Raw genomic sequence first — 18,912 nt, 5'->3', positions numbered from 1 at the left:
GACGGTAAATATTTCTGCTAAAGCGTTCGCCAAAGCTCCTTCGGGGTGAGGGCAACGCCCCAAATGCCGGAACACAGGAGTTTATTCAAATGGCGAACGACTTTCTCTTTACCTCGGAATCCGTCTCCGAAGGCCACCCCGACAAGGTGGCTGACCAGATCTCGGACGCGATTCTCGATGCCATCTTCAAGCAAGACCCGCGCAGTCGCGTCGCCGCCGAAACGCTGACCAACACCGGTCTCGTGGTGCTGGCAGGTGAAATCACGACCAACGCCCATGTGGACTACATCCAGGTGGCACGCGACACCATCAAGCGCATCGGTTACGACAACACCGACTACGGCATCGACTACAAGGGCTGCGCCGTGCTCGTGGCCTACGACAAGCAGTCCAACGACATCGCCCAGGGCGTGGACCATGCCAGCGACGACCACCTGAACACCGGCGCCGGCGACCAGGGTCTGATGTTCGGCTACGCCTGCGACGAGACGCCCGAGCTGATGCCCGCGCCCATCTACTACGCCCACCGCCTCGTGGAGCGCCAGGCCCAGCTGCGCAAGGACGGCCGCCTGCCCTTCCTGCGCCCTGACGCCAAGAGCCAGGTGACCATGCGCTACGTGGACGGCAAGCCCCACAGCATCGACACCGTGGTGCTCTCCACCCAGCACCACCCCGATCAGAGCGAATCGCAGACCAAGATGAAGGCCTCGTTCACCGAAGCCGTCATCGAGGAAATCATCAAGCCCGTGCTGCCCAAGGAATGGCTGCAGGACACGCGCTACCTGATCAACCCCACCGGCCGCTTCGTCATCGGCGGCCCGCAAGGCGACTGTGGCCTCACGGGCCGCAAGATCATCGTCGACACCTACGGCGGTGCCTGCCCCCACGGCGGCGGCGCCTTCAGCGGCAAGGATCCAACGAAGGTAGACCGCTCGGCCGCCTATGCCGCCCGCTACGTGGCCAAGAACATCGTGGCCGCCGGCCTGGCCCGCCAGTGCCAGATCCAGGTGGCGTACGCGATCGGCGTGGCCGAGCCGATGAACATCACGGTCTACACCGAAGGCACGGGCGTCATCCCCGACGACCAGATCGCCAAGCTGGTGCGCGCGCACTTCGACCTGCGCCCCAAGGGCATCATCCAGATGCTGGACCTGCTGCGCCCGATCTACGAAAAGACCGCCGCCTACGGCCACTTCGGCCGCGAAGAACCCGAGTTCACCTGGGAACGTACGGACAAGGCTGCTGCACTCCGTGCAGCAGCAGGGCTGTAAGCCCTCCGCGCGCAGGCGCGGCTTGTCGGTACGTGGGCGAAGCTCATATCGCGCAAGCGATGTGAGCGCAGACCAGAAGACCGACAAAGCTGCTGCGCTTCGCGCGGCAGCCGGGCTGTAAAGTCACACACATCCCACTCGGCCTGCTTGGCCGATGGTTGAAAGGAAAGCCGCAGCGCTCACGCGCTGCGGCTTTTTTCATTGGCGTGTGTTCCGCTCAGTGGGCGCCCTCCTACATCCGCATCCCACACCTGCCGACGGCACTGGCAAAGGCACCCCGGTATCGTTCCGTCACACCCTTTCGCAGCAGCCGCTGCACCCACTGCAAGGAAGACACCATCATGCTCAAGTACGCCATCATTTTTGCCCTGATCTCGCTGGTTGCTGGTGCCATGGGCTTCACCGGCGTGGCCGCAGGCACCGCTGGCATCGCCAAGGTCCTGTTCGTGCTGTTCCTGGTGCTGGCGGCCATCTTCGTGGTGCTGGCGGTCCTCGGCGTCGGGGCCGCCCGCAAGGCGCTCAAGTAGCAAGCCCGAGCGCTCGCAGGGCCGGCAAGGCTGCATGCCCTCGCCTGCCCATGAATCAATGACAAAGAGGGAAAGGACACCACACCATGAGCGAGCAGAACATCTTCGAGGCCCTGCGCGAGAGCCATGAACGCCAGCGCGAGTTGTACCGCAAGCTGGTGAAAACCAGTGGCGACACGCCCGAGCGCCACGAACTGTTCCAGCAGCTCAAGAACGAGCTGGCGGCCCACGAACTGGCCGAAGACCGGAATTTCTATGCCCCGCTGATGCAACTCGATGCCGGCATGGACCTGTCGCGCCACGCGATCTCGGAGCACCATCAGATCGACGAACTGGTGGAGTCGCTGGAGGAAGCCGATCCGTCCACCCCCGCCTGGCTGCCCCTGGCGAAAAAGCTGGCCGAGAAGGTAGAGCACCACCTCAAGGAAGAGGAGCATCGTTTCTTCCAGATGGCAGGCAAGCTGCTGACGGAGAAGCAGAAGTCCTCCCTGGCCAGCGACTACCTCACCGACTACGACGAGGCCAAGGCTGCCACGGCCTGAGGGCGCAGCCGTGGCGCGCCGGGACGCAGGCTCAGACCGCGTCCTTGGCCTGCACCACGCAGTTGCGGCCGCTGGACTTGGCCACGTACAGGGCCGTGTCGGCACGCTTGATCAGCGCGTGCGCATCTTCCACCTGGTTCCAGGTGGCCACACCGAAGCTGGCGCTCACGTGGCCCACCGAATCAAAAGGCACGCCGGCGATGCGCGCGCGCACGGCTTCGGCCATGGCCATGGCGGCATCCACCGGCGTTTCCTTGAGCAGCAGGATGAACTCCTCGCCCCCAAAACGCGCCGCGCAGTCGGAAGAGCGCAGCAACTCGCGCACCCGCAGGGCCGTGGCCTTGAGCACCACGTCGCCCGAGTCGTGCCCGAAGGTGTCGTTGATGCGCTTGAAGAAGTCGATGTCGAACATCACGACCGACAGGCTGCTCTTCTTGATGCGTGTATCGGCCATCTCGGCTTCCAGCCGCTCGAAGAACTTGCGGCGATTGACCAGGTCGGTCAGGAAGTCCTTGGTGGCCAGGTCTTCGAGCTTGCGGTTCAGGCGCGCCATGGGCTCGATGACCAGCGAGGACAGCGACAGGTTCAGCACCGCGAACAGCAGCAGGAAGCTGCCGGCCAGTGCCGTCATCACCGTGTTGAAGGTCGTGCGCGCCTTCTCCAGCGGGTAGAACATGGGCACCCGCACCACCTGGATGCCGATGGTTTCGTTCATCTGCCAGCCAAAGCCGTTCTTGTCGCCGTAGATCTTGAGCATGGTGGGTGGCGCGGCAGCAGGCGTGCTGTGGCAAGCCAGGCATTGCGGCTGCTTGATGGTGATGGGGCGCGCCACATACAGCGTGCGGTGCATGCCCTCACCCACCTCCCCCGTCACTTCCTTCTTGAGGTCGGCCCGGCCGTCGCGGAAGTCCTTGATGATGCGTTCTTCCCACTCGTTGGCACGGTCGCGCAGGTTGGTGGGGTTGAGCACCGCCTCCTTGTACTCGTAGCCCGGGAAGCGGCTCTGCAGCCGGCGCAGCGTTTCGGTGGCGGCAAAGGCCGGCACCGTCTGCGGCAGGAACTGCTCGGCCAGCGTCACATCGAGGTGCGGCTTGACCAGCTCGGTGGTGTAGTCGCGGATGGCCATGGCCGCATGCATCATGAGCTGCGAGTTGTGCTGCACCTCCTCGATGGCGGTCTTTTGCAAAAAGCGGTGCACATACAGGCCCGTGCCTGCCGCCGCCACCAGCAGCACGCAGGCCAGCACCAGATTGAATTTGAGCCGCAATGACATGAAAAGAACCCCTTGTGGCCGACTGTAGCCAGCATGTATGACGGATGGCAAGCAGGCATTGCGCAGCCCGCCCTGCGCCCCGGCCGTGATCGCGTGCCCCGCATCGGACCCGCCACCCCTTGCAACGGGACACAAAATTTTCGTTTTTGCCAGATTTCTGCGGGCCGGTCCAATGAATTTCGACCACCGGTGCCGCGCCAACCCTCTTGGAGCCGCCCGACTCCCGGGGCATTCTTCTCACCACCAGGTCATGTTAGTTGCACAATTGAATTAACTGTTTTACACTGCAGCCACCGACAGGAGAAAAACCATGGCATACCGCACCCAGCTTCTGGTGATCGACCCGCAAAACGATTTCTGCGACCTGCCCACCGCATGGCAAGCCACCGCGCCGACCACGGGCATGCGCATCGCCCCCTCGCTCCCCGTCGCAGGCGCCCATGCCGACATGCAGCGCACAGCCGCATTCATCCGCGCCCACGGCAGCCGGCTTGATGCCATCACCCTCACGCTGGACTCGCACCAGGTCTTCGACATCGCCCACCCCGGCTACTGGCAGCAGGCCGACGGCAAGGCCGTGCCGGCCTTCACGCCCATCACGGCAGCCCAGGTGCGCGCTGGCGCCTTCCTACCGCGCGACACCACCCTGCTTGAGCGCACGCTGCGCTACCTCGATGCACTGGAGCAGCAAGGGCGCTACACCTTGATGGTGTGGCCCATGCACTGCGAGATCGGCAGCTGGGGCCATGGCGTGCACGCCGAGGTGCAGGCCGCCTGTGGCGCCTGGCAGCTGCAGCGCCAGCGCGCAGTGCGCAATGTTTTCAAGGGCACCAACCCCTTCACCGAGCACTACAGCGCCATCGAAGCCGAGGTGCCCGACGCACAAGACCCCGACACGGCCCTCAACACCCGCCTCCTGGCAGCACTGGGCACGGCCGAGCGGCTGTTCATCGCGGGCGAGGCCAGCAGCCACTGTGTGCGCGCCACCACCGAGCACATCGTGCAGCACCTGCCCCGGCTGCAGCCGGGCTGGACGCCCGCGCGCATCACCCTGCTGACCGACTGCATGAGCCCCGTGGGCGGCTTCGAGGCCCAGCACACCGACTTTCTCGATGCCATGCGCGCCCAGGGCGTGCAGCTGGCCCGCAGCACCGACAATTTCTGAGGAGCATCTTCATGACCGACCATGTGATCCACAGCCTGCTCGATACCGACCTCTACAAGTTCACCATGTGGCAGGCCCTGCTGCACGGCCACCCGCAGACACAGAGCGAGTACCGCTTCGTCTGCCGCAACCAGAGCGCTTACCCGCTCACCGAGTTGCTGGGCGAGGTGAATGCCGAACTCGACCACCTGTGCACGCTGCGCTTCACGCCCGATGAACTGGCCTACGTGGGCGCCCTGCGCTACATCAAGAGCGACTTCATCGATTTCTTGCGTATCTTCCAGTTCCAGCGCAGCTTCATCGAGGCATCGGCCCAGGATGGGCAACTGCACATCGTCGCGCGCGGCCCGCAGGTGCACGTGATGGGCTTCGAGATCTTCGTGCTGGCCATCGTCAACGAGTTGTACTTCCGGCGCTTCGACCCGGCCGCGGCACTCGCCGAAGGGCGCCGCCGCCTGGCCGTGAAGATCGAGACCCTGAAGGATCTGGCGCAGCAGGCCACGCACCGCCACCCGTTCGAGCTGTTCGACTTCGGTCTGCGCCGGCGCTACAGCGGCGCCTGGCAGCGCGAGGTGGTGCAGGCCTTCGCCCAAGAAACACCGCAATGGTTCAAGGGCACCTCCAATGTGCTGCTGGCGCGCGACCTGGGCCTGGTGCCCATCGGCACCATGGCACACGAATACCTGCAGACCTACCAGGCCCTGGGCGTGCGGCTGCGCGACTTCCAGAACACGGCACTGGAGGACTGGGTGCAGGAATACCGCGGCGACCTGGGGATCGCGCTGACCGACACCGTGGGCATGGACGCCTTTCTGGCCGACTTCGACCTGTACTTCGCCAAGCTGTTCGACGGCCTGCGCCACGACTCGGGCGACCCGGTGGTGTGGGGCGAAAAGGCCTTGGCCCACTATGCGCGCCTGCGCATCGATGCGCACACCAAGCGCCTGGTGTTCTCCGACGGGCTCACCCTGCCCAAGGCGCTTGCGCTGTACCAGCATTTCGGCGACCGCACGCAGCTGGGCTTTGGCATCGGCACCCACCTGACCAACGACATGGGGCAGACGCCGCTGAACATCGTGATGAAGCTCACGCGCGCCAACGGCCAGCCCGTGGCCAAGCTGTCGGACACGCCCGGCAAGACGCTGTGCGACGATGAAACCTTTTTGGCCTACCTGCGCCAGGTATTCAACGTCAAGGGATGAGCACAGGGATCCACCACAAGGAAAAGAACGCATGCTCCGCATCACCATCGCCCAACTCAACTTCACCGTCGGCGACATCGAAGGCAATGTCGCACGCATGGTGGCCGCTGCCCGGCAGGCCGCCAGCGAGCAGGCCGACCTCGTGGTCTTCAGCGAACTCGCGCTGTGCGGCTACTACCCGGGCGATATGCTCGACGAAAGCGCCTTCCAGCAGCGCGTGGCCGATGGCCTGGCCGCGCTGCAGCAGGCCTCGGCCGAGCTGCCCCAGCTCCACTGGGTGGTGGGCGCACCCACGCCGGCCCAGGGCCCCGGCAAGCGCCTGCACAACAGCCTGCTGGTGCTGCGCGGCGGCGAGGTGCGGCTGCGCTATGCCAAGCAGCTCTTGCCCACCTACAACATCTTCGACGAGCGCCGCCACTTCGAGCCCGGGCCCGACGTGGCCAAGGTGCTGCGCATCGGCAACGCCCAGGTGGGCCTGCTCATCTGCGAGGACGGCTGGAACGACAGCGGTGCAGACTATGCCACCAACCCTTTCGACCGCATGCGCGACGCCGCGCCCGACCTGGTGGTGAGCATCAACGCCAGCCCCAGCCACATCGCCAAGCGCGAGCAGCGCCACCAGATCTTCGGCGACGCCGCGCGCCGCAACGGCCTGCCCATCCTCTACGTGAACCAGATCGGCGGGCACGACCAGGTGGTCTACGACGGCGCCTCCTTCGCTGTGGAGCCTGAGGCCGGCGTGGTTTTCGAGGCCCAGCGCTTCGTCGAAGACGTGCGCACCCTGCAATTCGACAGCGGCCGCTTCCTCACGGCCGAAGGCCAGGCACCGCAGCCCGTGCCCGCCGAGGGCCTGCCCACGATGGAGTTCTACCGCCAGCAGATCGTGCTGGGCCTGTCGGACTATGCGCGCCGCTGCGGCTTCAAGCAGGTGGTGGTGGGCAGCTCGGGCGGCATCGACAGCGCCCTGACCCTGGCCCTGGCCGCCCAGGCGCTGGGCCCCGAGAACGTGGTGGGCGTGACCATGCCCTCGCGCTTCTCTTCGAGCGGCTCGGTCGATGACTCGGTGGCCCTGTGCCGCAACCTGGGCGTGCGGCTGCACACCCACCCCATCGCCGAACTGGTGGCGGGCTATGCCCAGCAGTTCGAGGCGAGCTTCGGCCAGGCCCTGCAGGGCCTGCCGCTGGAGAACCTGCAGGCGCGCATCCGCGGCACCATCCTCATGGAGTACTCCAACGCCTTCGGCCACCTGCTGCTCACCACGGGCAACAAGTCGGAGATCTCGGTGGGCTACTGCACCCTGTATGGCGACACCAACGGCGGCCTGGGGCTGATCGGGGACCTCTACAAGACAGAAGTCTTCGCCCTGTCGCGCCACGTCAACGACCACGCGGGGCGCGAGCTGATCCCCCAGGCCATCATCGACAAGGAGCCCTCGGCCGAACTGGCACCGAACCAGCGCGATGTCGACAGCCTGCCTCCCTACCCCGTGCTCGACGAAATCCTCAAGCAACTGATCGAGGGCGATCGCCTGGGGCCCTTGGAGTACGCAGCGTCGCGCAGCTTTGTGCAGCAACTGGAGCAAAGCGACGATGGCAAAGCCCTGGTGCAGCGCGTGCGCATGATGGTCGCCCGCAACGAATACAAGCGCCGCCAGGCGCCGCCCATCGTGCGCGTGCGTGCCCGCGCCTTCGGCAGCGGCCGGCAGATGCCGATCGCGGCCCGCTACGTCTGATCCAATAGAGCCCCATGTACGACACCGCCATCTATATCGGCCGCTTCGAACCGGTCCACCAGGGCCACATGGCCCTGCTGCAGCGCGCGCTGGACAGCGCACGCCACGTCATCGTGGTCATGGGCTCGGCCTGGCAGGCCCGCTCGCCCAAGAACCCCTTCACCGCTGCCGAACGCGAGCAGATGCTGCGCGAGGCCCTGCCCGAGGCCGACCGCGCCCGCGTACAGGTGCTGCCCGTGCGCGACTACTACAACGAGGCCGTGTGGGTGCAGGCCGTGCGCGAAGGCGTGGCCCGCATCGCGCCCGGGGCCGGGCGCATCGGGCTGGTGGGCCATTTCAAGGACGCGACCAGCAGCTACCTGAGCGCCTTCCCGGGCTGGGAGCTGATCCACATGGAGCGCCAGGGCCGCATCGACGCCACCGCCATCCGCGACGCCTATTTCGGCGCCACGCCCGAGACGGTGCGCGCGGGCCTGTCCGGTCTGCAGGGCGAGATGCCGGCCAGTACCCTGGCCTTTCTCGACGCCTTTGCCCAGACGCCGCACTACCCGGCGCTGCAGGAGGAATGGCGCATGCTGCGCCGCTACCGCGAGGCCTGGTCGGCCGCGCCCTACCCGCCGGTCTTCGTCACCGTGGACGCCGTGCTGCGCTGCCAGGACCAGGTGCTGCTGATCCGCCGTGCCCACGCCCCCGGCAAGGGCCAGCTGGCCGTGCCCGGCGGCTTCATCGAGCAGCGCGAGACAGTGTGGCAGTCCTGCCTGCGCGAACTGGTGGAGGAAACCCACTGCGCCCTGCCCGAGGCCACCATGCGCGCCGCACTGCAGGCAGTTGCCGTGTTCGACCACCCCGACCGCAGCCAGCGCGGGCGCACACTCACGCACGCACACTACTTCGACCTGGGCAATGCTCCGTTCCCTGCCGTGCAGGCCGACGACGATGCGCAATTGGTGCAATGGACGCCGATCAGCGCGTTGGCCGGCATGGAAGAGGCCTTCTTCGAGGACCACTTCCACATGCTGGACCATTTCCTGGGCCTGACCGGCGCACGGCCTCCGTCCGGGCGCTGAGGTCACGCCTGCGTTGATCGGCTGCGCGGCCGATCAGCGCATGGGATGGTCGCGCAGCCAGTCGGTGAAAGCACGCACCGGCATGGGCCGTGCGTACAGATAGCCCTGGTACTGCGCGATGCCCCGGCGCGCCACCCAGTCGAGCTGTTCCTGCGTCTCCACGCCTTCGGCCACGGCGGTGAGCTTCATCAGGTTGGACAGCGACACGATGAGCTCGGCGAGCGAGCGGTTGGCGTCCGTGTCCTGGATGAAGGTCTTGTCGATCTTGAGCGTGTGGACCGGAAAGCGCTGCAGGTAGGCCAGGTTGGAGTAGCCCGTGCCGAAGTCGTCCAGCGCAATGGTCAAGCCCAGCGCCGACAGTTCCCGCAGCACGCTCAGCACATGCTGGTCTTCGCCCAGCAGGATGGATTCGGTGATCTCCAGCTCCATGCGGGCGGGATTCACGCCAGTCTGGCGCAGCACCTCGGTGATGTCATGCAGCAGGTCGGACGAGGCGAACTGGCGCGGCGACAGATTGACCGACACCACCAGGTCCCAACCCTGGGCCGCCCACGCCACCTGCTGGTGCGCCGCCTGTGCCAGCACCCAGAGCCCGAGCGCGCCGATCAGGCCCATGGTCTCGCAGGCCGGAATGAAATAGGCGGGAGACACCAGGCCCAGGCGCGGGTGGTTCCAGCGCACCAGGGCTTCCACCGCGCGGATGCGGTTGGTGGCCACATCGACGCGGGGCTGGAAGTACACCTCGAACTCCTCGCGCTCCAGCGCCTGGCGCAGTTCTTTTTCGAGCTCGGTGCGGCTGCGCACCGTCTCGGCCATGTGCCCGTCGAAGTAGGCCAGCGTATTGCGCCCGCGCTCCTTGGCCGCATACATCGCCAGGTCGGCGTTGCGCAGCAGGAGCTCGATGGTTTCGCCATCCTGCGGGTACAGCGCCACCCCGATGCTGGAAGTCACGCGCAGTTGCGTGCCGGCCACGGCCAACGGCGCAGCCAGCGCGACCGAGATGCGCTCGTGCAGCGCATCCAGGTCCGCGCGGATGCGCGGCGATGTGAGCAGCACCAGGAACTCGTCGCCGCCCCAGCGGGCCAGCACCTCGGTGCCATGGCGTGCATGGCGCAGGCGCTGCGCCATGGCCACCAGCAGCTCGTCGCCCGCCGCGTGGCCCAGCGTGTCGTTCACGTCCTTGAAGTGGTCCAGGTCGATGAGCAGCAGCGCCGCCTCCAGCGACTGGGCCCGGGCCTCCTCCATGGCACGCACAAAGCGCTGCGCGAAGTGGGCCCGGTTGGGCAGGCCGGTGAGCACATCGTGCAGCGACTGGAAATTGGCGCGCTCCTCCGTGTGCTTGATGGCGCTGATGTCGGCCTCGCTCACCAGCACCGCCTCCAGGCCCGTGACGGCGTCCTTGCAGCGGCGCGCCGACAGCTCGTGCCAGCGGTCGCCCAGGGGGGTGCGCACAGCCAGCGTGAGCGTGCCCACGCCGTGCTGCTCCAGGCTGCGCGCGAGTGCGGTGAAAGCCGCGGTGCTGCCGATGCGGTCCTGCAGCCGCTCGCCCGGGCTGAGCACGGCGGCCCGCGCCGCCGGGTTGCGGTACAGGGCCGCTCCGCCCTGGTCGTACAGGGTGATCATGACCGCGGTGTGCAGCAAGGCTTCCACCGAGCGCAGGGACTCGGGGGGCACCATGCCCACGGGCTCGGCCTCGCAGAGCATGCTCATGCGGCCATCGGGCAAGCGGTGGCCGCTGAAGCGCACGTTCAGGGACACCGCCACGCCACCGGGGTAGATGGTCCACTGCTCGTTGAAGCTGGCATCGGCGCGCAATACGAAGTCGCTCTGGTACTGGGCCAGGCGCCGCGCCACCGATTCGGACATGTCATGCCCCATGTCGCGCCCGCACAGCTCGGCCAGCGTGGCAGCATTCCACACGGCCAGCGCGGGGGTGTTGGCCCAGTGCACGCAGCGGCCATCGATGTCGAACACCCACACCGGGCGTGACAGCCACTCCAGGGCCGCATAGCGCACGGCACGCGCGGCCAGTTCATTGCCCGACGGCAGGCGGCTGGCCGGCAGGCGTGCTGCCGGGATGGGCACCGACAGGCTCATCCCAGCCCGCAGCCCGGCGTCGGGCGCGCGGCCTGCATGCGCGGAAGGGTCGGCAAGCACGGGGCGGGCATGGGCGTCAGGGCAGGTCGGTGTGAGTCAAACGCAAGGGCGGCTTGCGCCAGATGCAATTGCTTGCATCTTCGCACACTCCCGTGGCATGTCCAGCGCGCTTTGACCAGCCCATCGGCCTCCACAGGCCCGTCCGCTCAGGCCACGCGGAACTGCCCCACGGTCTGCGACAGGGCCACGGCCTGCTGGCTCAGCGACTGGGCGGCGGCCAGGGCCTCCTCGACCAGCGCGGCGTTCTGCTGCGTGCCCTGGTCCATCTGCGAGATGGCCTGGTTGACCTGGGCGATGCCGGCGCTCTGCTCGCCGCTGGCGGCGCTGATCTCGGCCACCATGGTGGTCACGTTCTTCACGCCTTCGACCACCTCGCGCATGGTCGAGCCGGCCTGTTCCACCAACTGCGTGCCCACGCCCACCTTGGCCACGGAGTCATCGATCAGGCCCTTGATCTCCTTGGCTGCCGCAGCGCTGCGCTGTGCCAGGCTGCGCACCTCGCTGGCCACCACCGCAAAGCCACGCCCCTGCTCACCGGCACGCGCCGCTTCGACCGCCGCATTGAGCGCCAGGATGTTGGTCTGGAAGGCGATGCCGTCGATGACGCTGATGATGTCCACGATCTTGCGCGAGGACTGGTCAATAGAGCCCATGGTGCCCACCACCTGCTGCACCACGTCGCCGCCGCGCACGGCCATGTCGGAGGCCGTGCGCGCGAGTTGGTCGGCGCGGCGGGCGTTCTCGGCATTCTGCTGCACGGTGGAAGTCAGTTGCTCCATCGATGCGGCCGTCTCCTGCAGCGCGCTGGCCTGGGATTCGGTGCGGCCCGACAGGTCACCGTTGCCGGCCGCGATCTCGGCCGACGCAGTGTTGATCGAATCGGTGCTGTCGCGCACCTGGCGCACCAGGTGGGCCAGGTTGTCGCGCATGGCGCGAATGGCATGCAGGATGCTGGTCTCATCGCCCGGCAGGGTGACCACTTCCACGGCCAGGTTGCCCTCGGCGATCTGCGTGACCACCTCGGCCGCGTATTGGGGTTCGCCACCGAGCTGGTGCACCAGGGTGCGCAGCATGCGCCAGGCCATGAGCGCAACGATGAGCATGAGCACCGCGCCGATGGACAGCAGGATGGCCGTGTTGCGCCAGAAGGCGTCGTCGATGTCGTCGATGTAGTCGCCAAAGCCGATGGTCCAGTCCCAAGGCTCGAACTTGATGATGGCGTAGAGCTTCTCCACCTCGTCCTTGGCACCGGGGCGCGTGCCCTTGGCGATCACCGTGCCGATGGTCTTGCCCTGCAGCGCGGCGCGGTAGCGCACGCCGGCTTCCTTGCCGCCCTTTTCATCGACGATACCGATGCGCTTGGGGTTGGGGTGCACGTAGTTCACGTCGTTGGTGAAGCCACGCACGAAGAAATACTTGTCCTTCTCGACAAAGCTGCCGATGTTGCTGCGGGCCTGCTTCTGCGCCTCCTCGCGGGAGAGCGCGCCGCTCTTTTCCTGTTCGTAGGACTTCTGGGCTGCGGCATGTGCAAGCACCACCAGGTTGGACAGCTGGGCCGTGCGCTCCTTCATCATCGACTGGTACAGCGTGGTCAGGGCGACGGCAGACAGCACGACCAGGCCCAGCAAGGTAGCCGCACAGAGCCAGAGGATCCGGGTTCGCAATTTCATGGGCAGGCTTTCTCTTTCAGGATACGGAACAAGACGTAACCAGAAGATACGCCCAAGCTGCCCAATTTTTCATCAAACCCGTGTTTTGTCACGGTTTTGTCACAATTTCACCGTACGGAAAGGCAGCCCCATGGTCGCATGGGCTGGGCGCCGCAGGCCGGTAGGTACCCTCGGCGCGGGAGAGGGCGGCCCATGTAAAGCCCATTGCGCGTGTGGCGCAGCCACAACGCGCAGGCAAACCCACGGCAAGACGGTGTCAGTTACCCATAGCGCTGCGCGCCACCCGCGACGCATAAAACTGGCGCGACCCAAGCCAGTGCCCCCGTGCAAGGGCCGCCCCGCCGCACTGGGGGCGTCCCCCTCCCGACTCGCGCAGCGAGTCGAGAGAGGGGCTGAGGGCCGCGGCTCCAAGCCTGCCTGCGCAGGCTTGGACGTGCCCGAAGAGCCACCGCCTCTGGCGGTGGCACCGAGGCGCGAAGCGACTCAGGGGGTGTTTCACTTCAGGTCCCGGCACGCTCCAGCATGGCGTGCAGCAGCACATTGCACCCGGCGGTGATGTGCTCGGGCTTGGCGTCCTCGATCTCGTTGTGGCTGATGCCGTCCTTGCAGGGGATGAACACCATGCCGGCCGGTGCCAGGCGTGCCATGTAAACGGCATCGTGCCCCGCGCCCGAGACGGCGGGCATGTTGGAGTAGCCCAGCTTGGCCGCAGCGCGCGCCACGGCGTCCACGCAGTCGGCGTGGAAGACCTGGGCCGGGTAGGCCGAGACCTGCTCGATCGTGATCGCCAGGCCGGTGTCGGCACTGAGCCTGGCGGCCACGGCGCGGATGTCCTGGTCCATGCTTTCGCACAGCGCATCGGTGGCGTTGCGCAGGTCGATGCTGAACTTGACCTGCCCGGGGATCACATTGCGGCTGTTGGGGTGCACGTGCACCATGCCCACGGTGCCGCGACCGTGCGGTGGGTGGCGGTGGGCGCAGGCCACCACCTCCTGCATGAGGTGGGTGGCGACCTGCAGCGCATCCTTGCGCAGGGCCATGGGCGTGGGGCCGGCATGGGCCTCCATGCCGGTCACGGTGCAGTCGTACCAGCGGATGCCCAGCACGCCGGTCACCACGCCGATGGTCTTGTCATGGTCCTCCAGCACCGGGCCCTGCTCGATGTGGGTCTCGAAGTAGGCGCCGATGGGGTGGTCGCCCGGTACCTGCTCGCCGATGTAGCCGATGCGTTCGAGCTCGCCCTTGACGGTCTTGCCCTCGGTATCGGTGGCGGCGTAGGCATGCTCCAGCGTGAAGGCTTTGGCGAACACGCCCGATCCCATCATCACCGGCACGAAGCGCGAGCCCTCTTCGTTGGTCCAGAAGGCCACCTCGATCGGCGCCTCGGTCTCGATGCCATGGTCGTTCAGGGTGCGCACCACCTCGATGCCGGCCAGCACGCCGTAGTTGCCATCGAACTTGCCGCCCGTGGGCTGGGTGTCGATGTGGCTGCCGGTCATGATGGGCGGCAGGCTGTTGTTGCGCCCGGGTCGGCGCATGAAGCCGTTGCCGATCTGGTCGATGGTCACGCTCATGCCGGCCTCGCGCGCCCAGCGCGTGACCAGGTCGCGGCCTTGCTTGTCCAGGTCGGTCAGCGTGAGACGGCACACGCCGCCCTTGGGCGTGGCGCCGATCTGCGCCAGTTCCATGAGCGAATCCCACAGGCGCTCGCCGTTGATGCGCAGGTTCTCGATATCGGTTTTCACTTTGGTGTCCATGTTGTTCTCCATGCGATCAGCGGGCCACCGCCGTGGGTGCGAGGTCCTGGGTGCGCTTTTGCACGGCCTGGAAGTTGGCGCCGAAGGCCGGGCGCTTGATGTAGCGGCCCTTGCCCTGCTCGGCGCGCAGATCGCCGTTGGCAAACACCACGCGGCCCTGGCTCACGGTGTGGCTCGGGATGCCGCGCACGGTGCGGCCCTCGAAGATGTTGAAGTCGCCCTTGCTGTGCTGGGTCTTGGCCGTGAAGGTCTTGGTGCCCTCGGGGTCCCACAGCACCAGGTCGGCATCGGCACCTTCGCCGATGAAGCCCTTGCGCGGGTAGATGTTGAACAGCTTGGCCGCATTGGCCGAGGTGATGGCCACGAACTCGCTGGGCGTGAGCCGCCCGGTGTTGACGCCACCATCCCAGATGGCCGCCATGCGCTCCTCCACACCGCCCGTACCGTTGGGGATCTTGGCAAAGCTCTCCTTGCCCATGGCCTTCTGCGCGGCGCAGAAGGTGCAGTGGTCGGTGGCGGTGGTGTGCAACTGGCCCGACTGCAGGCCGCGCCACAGCGCCTCCTGGTGGCCCTTGGGGCGAAACGGGGGACTCATCACGTAAGCGGCCGCCTTGGCAAAGTCGGGGTCGCGGTACACGCTTTCGTCCACCAGCAGGTGGCCCGCCAGCACTTCGCCGTACACGCGCTGGCCACGCGCGCGGGCGCGGGCAATGGCGTCGGCCGACTCGATGCAGCTCACATGCACCACGTAGATGGGTACGCCCAGCACGTCGGCAATCGCGATGGCGCGGTTGGCGGCCTCGGCCTCGACCATGGGCGGGCGGGACAGGGGATGGCCCTCGGGCCCGGTGATGCCCATCTTGGCCACTTCCTGCTGCAGCAGATACACAAGCTCGCCGTTCTCGGCGTGCACCGTGGGCATGGCGCCCAGCTCCAGGGCGCGCTTGAAGCTGTTCACCAGGGTCTCGTCGTCGCACATGATGGCGTTCTTGTAGGCCATGAAGTGCTTGAAGCTGTTCACGCCCTCGTCCTGCACCAGGGTGCCCATGTCGGCGCGCACCTGCTCGCTCCACCAGGTGATGGCGACGTGGAAGCTGTAGTCGGCCGCGGACTTCTCGGCCCAGCCGCGCCACTTGCGGTAGGCGTCCAGGATGGGCTCCTGCGGGTCGGGGATCACGAAGTCGATGATGCTGGTGGTGCCCCCCGCCAGCGCCGCTGCCGTGCCGGTGAAGAAGTCGTCCATGGTGACGGTGCCCATGAACGGCAGCTGCATGTGGGTGTGCGGATCGATCCCGCCGGGCAGCACGTACTGGCCGCTGGCGTCCAGCGTTTGCGTGCCGGCCGGGGCCAGGGCCGCCGCACCGTCGCCCACGGCGACGATGCGCCCGCCCGCGCACAGCACGTCGGCGCGCTGTTCACGGTCAGCGTTGACCACGGTGCCGCCGCGGATCAGCAGGGCGTCTTGAAAGGCAGAGGGAGCGTTAGTCATGCGGTTTCTCCGGCAGGTGGGCCGGCACCCTCGCAAGCGCCGGTATGGTTGGGACGGGCCGCACAGGGTGGCCCGGATGCAAGGTCAGACCTTGCGGAGCACAGCGCCACGCGCGGGCATCTTGCTTGCCATGCCGGCACGGTAGACCACGGCTGCGATGGCCAGGCCGATGAACCAGGCATAGGCGTAGATCTGCTTGAACGCCTCGCCCACGTTGGGGAAGCTCGCGGGGAAGGCGGCGTTCAGGAAGCCCGGGATGTTGGGCGCCACGCCCAGCACGAAGGCCGCCACGGCCACCCAGTTCCAGCCATTGCTGTAGCTGTAGCGGCCGCGCTCGTCGTACAGCGCGTCGACGTCGAGCTCGGTGCGGCGGATCAGGTAGTAGTCCACCATCAGGATGCCGGCCACGGGGCCGAGCAGCGCGGAGTAGCCGATCAGCCAGGTGAAGATGTAGCCCTGGGTGGATTCGAGAATCTTCCAGGGCATCATCAGGATGGCAATGCCCACGGTGACGTAGCCGCCCACGCGATAGCTGATGCGCGAGGGGCTCAGCGCCGAGAAGTCATAGGCCGGGCCGACCAGGTTGGCGGCCAGGTTCACGCTCACGGTATCGATCAGCAGGATGATCAGCGCGATGAGCACGGCTGCACCGGTCATGCGGCTGGCCAGGTCCACGGGATCCCACAGGGCCTTGCCGTAGATGACCACGGTGGCCGAGGTCACGAACACCGCCAGCGCGGCCAAAAGGCCCATGGGCACGGGCAGGCCGATGGCCTGGCCCACGACCTGGTCGCGCTGCGACTTGGCAAAGCGCGTGAAGTCGGGGATGTTGAGCGCCAGCGTGGCCCAGAAGCCCACCATGGCGGTCAGCGACGGCCAGAAGGTGGCGGCGAACTGCCCCTCCTTCTTGCCGCCCGGTGCGAATTGCGAGGGCTGCTCCAGGATGGGGCCGAAGCCACCGGCCTTGTCATAGGCCCACCACAGCAACACGAAGCAGATCACGATCTTGATCGGCGCGGTCCAGGTCTCGAGCTTGCGGATGGACTCGATGCCGTGCACCACGAAGTAGAACTGGATGGCCCAGAAAATCAGGAAACAGACCAGTTGCCCGATGTTGATGCCCAGGCCGGCGATCTTGTCACCCTCCAGCGGGTGACCGATGAGCACGCCCACCAGGGTGTAGATCATCATGCCGCCGAACCAGGTCTGGATGCCGTACCAGCCGCAGGCCACCAGCGCCCGCAGCAGCGCGGGCAGCTTGGCGCCGCTGGTGCCGAACGAGGCGCGCGCCAGCACTGCATAGGGAATGCCGTACTTGGCGCCCGCATGCCCGATGAGCAGCATGGGCAGCAGCACGATCAGATTGCCCAGGAACACCGTGCCCACGGCCTGCCCCCAGGACATGCCGCTCTCGATCAGGCTGGCGGCCAGCATGTAGGCCGGGATGCACATCACCATGCCCACCCACAGGGCTGCAAAGTGGTACCAGCGCCAGGTGCGCTGGTGCAGTTGGGTGGGGGCCAGGTCGTCGTTCCACAGCTCGCTGGGCGCGCCGGACGAATACGGTGTCGTCGTCATTGGGCTATCTCCTCGGTGTCGGTGTTGGAATAGTCATTCATCGCTTCGTGGGCAGTCCGCACGCCCCGAACCTTTGCCGGCGCCCCGACTGCCTGCCGCACTGTAGGGGCTTTTGGCCTGTCGTGGGCATCCGTTCGTCAGGCCGGCGCCACCACCCGCTGCGGGTTGTTCGGGTGGGTGGTCCAGTTGGCGTACTCGCCCGTGACCACCTTGCCGGTGCGCGCATCCACCTCGCCCGGCTCCAGGCTGCGCAGCGTGATGCACTCGGGCACGGGGCAGATCGAGACACACAGGTTGCAGCCCACGCACTCGGCATCGTTGACCTCGAACTTGCGCACCCCGCCTTCCTTGGTGAAGGTGATGGCCTGGTGCGAGGTGTCCTCGCAGACCACGTGGCAGCGGCCGCACTGGATGCAGGCGTCCTGGTTGATGACGGCCTTGTCGATGTGGTTGAGGTTGAGGTTCTTCCAGTCCTTGACGGTGGGCACGGCCTGGCCGCGGAAGTCATCGATGGTCGCGTAGCCGTGTTCGTCCATGAAGTTGGACAGGCCGTCGCACATGTCCTGCACGATCTTGAAGCCGTAGACCATGGCGGCCGTGCACACCTGCACCGTGCCGCAGCCCAGGGCGATGTACTCGGCCGCATCGCGCCAGGTGGTGATGCCACCGATGCCGCTGATGGGCAGGCCGGCAGTCTGCGCATCGCGCGCGATCTCGGCCACCATGTTCAGGGCGATGGGCTTGACGGCCGGGCCGCAGTAGCCACCGTGCGAGCCCCAGCCGTCGGTGCTAGGGCTCATGACCATGCGGTCAAGGTCCACGCCCATGATGGAGTTGATGGTGTTGATCAGCGACACCGCATCGGCCCCGCCCGCCTTGGCCGCGCGCGCCGGGTGGCGCACGTCGGTGATGTTGGGCGTGAGCTTCACGATGACCGGCAGGCGGCTGTAGTGCTTGCACCAGGCCGTGACCATCTGGATGTACTCGGGCACCTGGCCCACGGCGGCGCCCATGCCGCGTTCGCTCATGCCGTGCGGGCAGCCGAAGTTGAGCTCGATGCCATCGGCACCGGTGTCCTCAACCATCGGCAGAATGCTCTTCCAGCTCTGCTCCTCGCAGGGCACCATGAGCGAGACGACCATGGCGCGGTCGGGCCAGTTGCGCTTGACGCGCTTGATTTCCTCCAGGTTGGTGTGCAGGGGCCGGTCGGTGATGAGCTCGATGTTGTTCAGCCCGATCACATGCCGGTCCTGCGACATCAGCGTGGAGTAGCGCGGGCCGTTGACGTTGACGACCGAGGGGTCCTCGCCCAGGGTCTTCCAGACCACGCCGCCCCAGCCGGCTTCGAAGGCGCGGGTGACATTGATCTCCTTGTCGGTGGGCGGCGCCGAAGCCAGCCAGAAGGGGTTGGGACTCTGGATGCCCAGAAAATTGCTGCGGATATCGGCCATGGTGCGGTGCTCCGGTAAAAGGCAGTGGGGC

Annotated in this window: 14 protein-coding genes; 7 read left to right on the top strand and 7 right to left on the bottom strand. The window is 66.7% G+C overall.

Annotated features, from left to right (window positions below):
- The first annotated feature begins 89 nt into the window (after positions 1-89).
- The 3 genes from metK to AC3WOH_RS13340 all read left to right on the top strand — a co-directional run bounded on the left by metK (position 90) and on the right by AC3WOH_RS13340 (position 2,340).
- Positions 90-1,271, top strand: coding sequence for a methionine adenosyltransferase (gene metK / locus AC3WOH_RS13350; protein WP_184859682.1), 1,182 nt, complete (start codon positions 90-92; stop codon positions 1,269-1,271).
- A gap of 341 nt (positions 1,272-1,612) precedes the next feature.
- Positions 1,613-1,798 (top strand): DUF1328 domain-containing protein, encoded by a 186-nt coding sequence (locus tag AC3WOH_RS13345; RefSeq protein WP_492229816.1) that lies wholly within the window; start codon positions 1,613-1,615, stop codon positions 1,796-1,798.
- A gap of 86 nt (positions 1,799-1,884) precedes the next feature.
- Entirely contained in the window at positions 1,885-2,340 is a 456-nt protein-coding gene (locus tag AC3WOH_RS13340) for a hemerythrin domain-containing protein (RefSeq protein WP_492229815.1), read from the top strand.
- Positions 2,341-2,371: 31 nt separating this feature from the next.
- Here AC3WOH_RS13340 and AC3WOH_RS13335 read toward each other — a convergent pair whose 3' ends face one another.
- Positions 2,372-3,613: a diguanylate cyclase gene (locus AC3WOH_RS13335; protein ID WP_492229814.1), complete on the bottom strand. Its 1,242-nt coding sequence runs from the start codon at positions 3,611-3,613 to the stop codon at positions 2,372-2,374.
- A 310-nt stretch (positions 3,614-3,923) separates the two neighbouring features.
- On the opposite strand from AC3WOH_RS13335, the gene AC3WOH_RS13330 reads away from it, so the two are divergent.
- Genes AC3WOH_RS13330 through AC3WOH_RS13315 form a run of 4 tightly spaced genes read left to right on the top strand, consistent with a single transcriptional unit; the run spans position 3,924 to position 8,779 of the window.
- Entirely contained in the window at positions 3,924-4,778 is an 855-nt protein-coding gene (locus tag AC3WOH_RS13330) for a cysteine hydrolase family protein (protein ID WP_492229813.1), read from the top strand.
- An 11-nt stretch (positions 4,779-4,789) separates the two neighbouring features.
- Entirely contained in the window at positions 4,790-5,980 is a 1,191-nt protein-coding gene (pncB, locus tag AC3WOH_RS13325; RefSeq protein ID WP_492229812.1) for a nicotinate phosphoribosyltransferase, read from the top strand.
- Between the two features lie 31 nt (positions 5,981-6,011).
- Positions 6,012-7,712, top strand: coding sequence for an NAD+ synthase (locus AC3WOH_RS13320; RefSeq protein ID WP_492229811.1), 1,701 nt, complete (start codon positions 6,012-6,014; stop codon positions 7,710-7,712).
- Positions 7,713-7,726: 14 nt separating this feature from the next.
- Complete coding sequence (locus AC3WOH_RS13315) at positions 7,727-8,779, top strand: bifunctional nicotinamide-nucleotide adenylyltransferase/Nudix hydroxylase (RefSeq protein WP_492229810.1); 1,053 nt, start codon at positions 7,727-7,729, stop codon at positions 8,777-8,779.
- A gap of 33 nt (positions 8,780-8,812) precedes the next feature.
- Here AC3WOH_RS13315 and AC3WOH_RS13310 read toward each other — a convergent pair whose 3' ends face one another.
- From AC3WOH_RS13310 to preA, 6 genes are all read right to left on the bottom strand, one after another.
- Positions 8,813-10,936 carry a putative bifunctional diguanylate cyclase/phosphodiesterase gene (locus tag AC3WOH_RS13310; RefSeq protein WP_492229809.1) on the bottom strand — a complete coding sequence of 708 codons (2,124 nt, stop codon included), beginning with the start codon at positions 10,934-10,936 and terminating at the stop codon, positions 8,813-8,815.
- Positions 10,937-11,082: 146 nt separating this feature from the next.
- Entirely contained in the window at positions 11,083-12,606 is a 1,524-nt protein-coding gene (locus AC3WOH_RS13305; RefSeq protein WP_492229808.1) for a methyl-accepting chemotaxis protein, read from the bottom strand.
- A gap of 500 nt (positions 12,607-13,106) precedes the next feature.
- A complete protein-coding gene (locus AC3WOH_RS13300) occupies positions 13,107-14,363 on the bottom strand; it encodes a Zn-dependent hydrolase (protein ID WP_492229807.1) in 1,257 nt (418 codons plus the stop codon).
- Positions 14,364-14,379: 16 nt separating this feature from the next.
- Positions 14,380-15,852 (bottom strand): dihydropyrimidinase, encoded by a 1,473-nt coding sequence (gene hydA, locus AC3WOH_RS13295; RefSeq protein ID WP_492229806.1) that lies wholly within the window; start codon positions 15,850-15,852, stop codon positions 14,380-14,382.
- Positions 15,853-15,936: 84 nt separating this feature from the next.
- On the bottom strand, positions 15,937-17,430 hold the full coding sequence (locus tag AC3WOH_RS13290; protein ID WP_492229805.1) for an NCS1 family nucleobase:cation symporter-1: 1,494 nt from the start codon (positions 17,428-17,430) through the stop codon (positions 15,937-15,939).
- 137 nt (positions 17,431-17,567) lie between these two features.
- Positions 17,568-18,881, bottom strand: a complete 1,314-nt coding sequence (gene preA, locus AC3WOH_RS13285; RefSeq protein WP_492229804.1) for an NAD-dependent dihydropyrimidine dehydrogenase subunit PreA — start codon at positions 18,879-18,881, stop codon at positions 17,568-17,570.
- Positions 18,882-18,912: the final 31 nt, after the last annotated feature.

The sequence above is a fragment of the Acidovorax sp. FW305-C-20-28 genome (assembly GCF_058783375.1).
Note: the sequence above shows the minus strand (reverse complement) of the source record. Positions and strands in the feature narration are given on the sequence as shown.

Bases quoted from the DNA above. Each gene is read 5' to 3' on its own strand.
- metK (WP_184859682.1), top strand. From the start codon at position 90: ATGGCGAACGACTTTCTCTTTACCTCGGAATCCGTCTCCGAAGGCCAC.
- AC3WOH_RS13345 (WP_492229816.1), top strand. From the start codon at position 1,613: ATGCTCAAGTACGCCATCATTTTTGCCCTGATCTCGCTGGTTGCTGGT.
- AC3WOH_RS13340 (WP_492229815.1), top strand. From the start codon at position 1,885: ATGAGCGAGCAGAACATCTTCGAGGCCCTGCGCGAGAGCCATGAACGC.
- AC3WOH_RS13335 (WP_492229814.1), bottom strand. From the start codon at position 3,613: ATGTCATTGCGGCTCAAATTCAATCTGGTGCTGGCCTGCGTGCTGCTG.
- AC3WOH_RS13330 (WP_492229813.1), top strand. From the start codon at position 3,924: ATGGCATACCGCACCCAGCTTCTGGTGATCGACCCGCAAAACGATTTC.
- pncB (WP_492229812.1), top strand. From the start codon at position 4,790: ATGACCGACCATGTGATCCACAGCCTGCTCGATACCGACCTCTACAAG.
- AC3WOH_RS13320 (WP_492229811.1), top strand. From the start codon at position 6,012: ATGCTCCGCATCACCATCGCCCAACTCAACTTCACCGTCGGCGACATC.
- AC3WOH_RS13315 (WP_492229810.1), top strand. From the start codon at position 7,727: ATGTACGACACCGCCATCTATATCGGCCGCTTCGAACCGGTCCACCAG.
- AC3WOH_RS13305 (WP_492229808.1), bottom strand. From the start codon at position 12,606: ATGAAATTGCGAACCCGGATCCTCTGGCTCTGTGCGGCTACCTTGCTG.
- AC3WOH_RS13300 (WP_492229807.1), bottom strand. From the start codon at position 14,363: ATGGACACCAAAGTGAAAACCGATATCGAGAACCTGCGCATCAACGGC.
- hydA (WP_492229806.1), bottom strand. From the start codon at position 15,852: ATGACTAACGCTCCCTCTGCCTTTCAAGACGCCCTGCTGATCCGCGGC.
- AC3WOH_RS13290 (WP_492229805.1), bottom strand. From the start codon at position 17,430: ATGACGACGACACCGTATTCGTCCGGCGCGCCCAGCGAGCTGTGGAAC.
- preA (WP_492229804.1), bottom strand. From the start codon at position 18,881: ATGGCCGATATCCGCAGCAATTTTCTGGGCATCCAGAGTCCCAACCCC.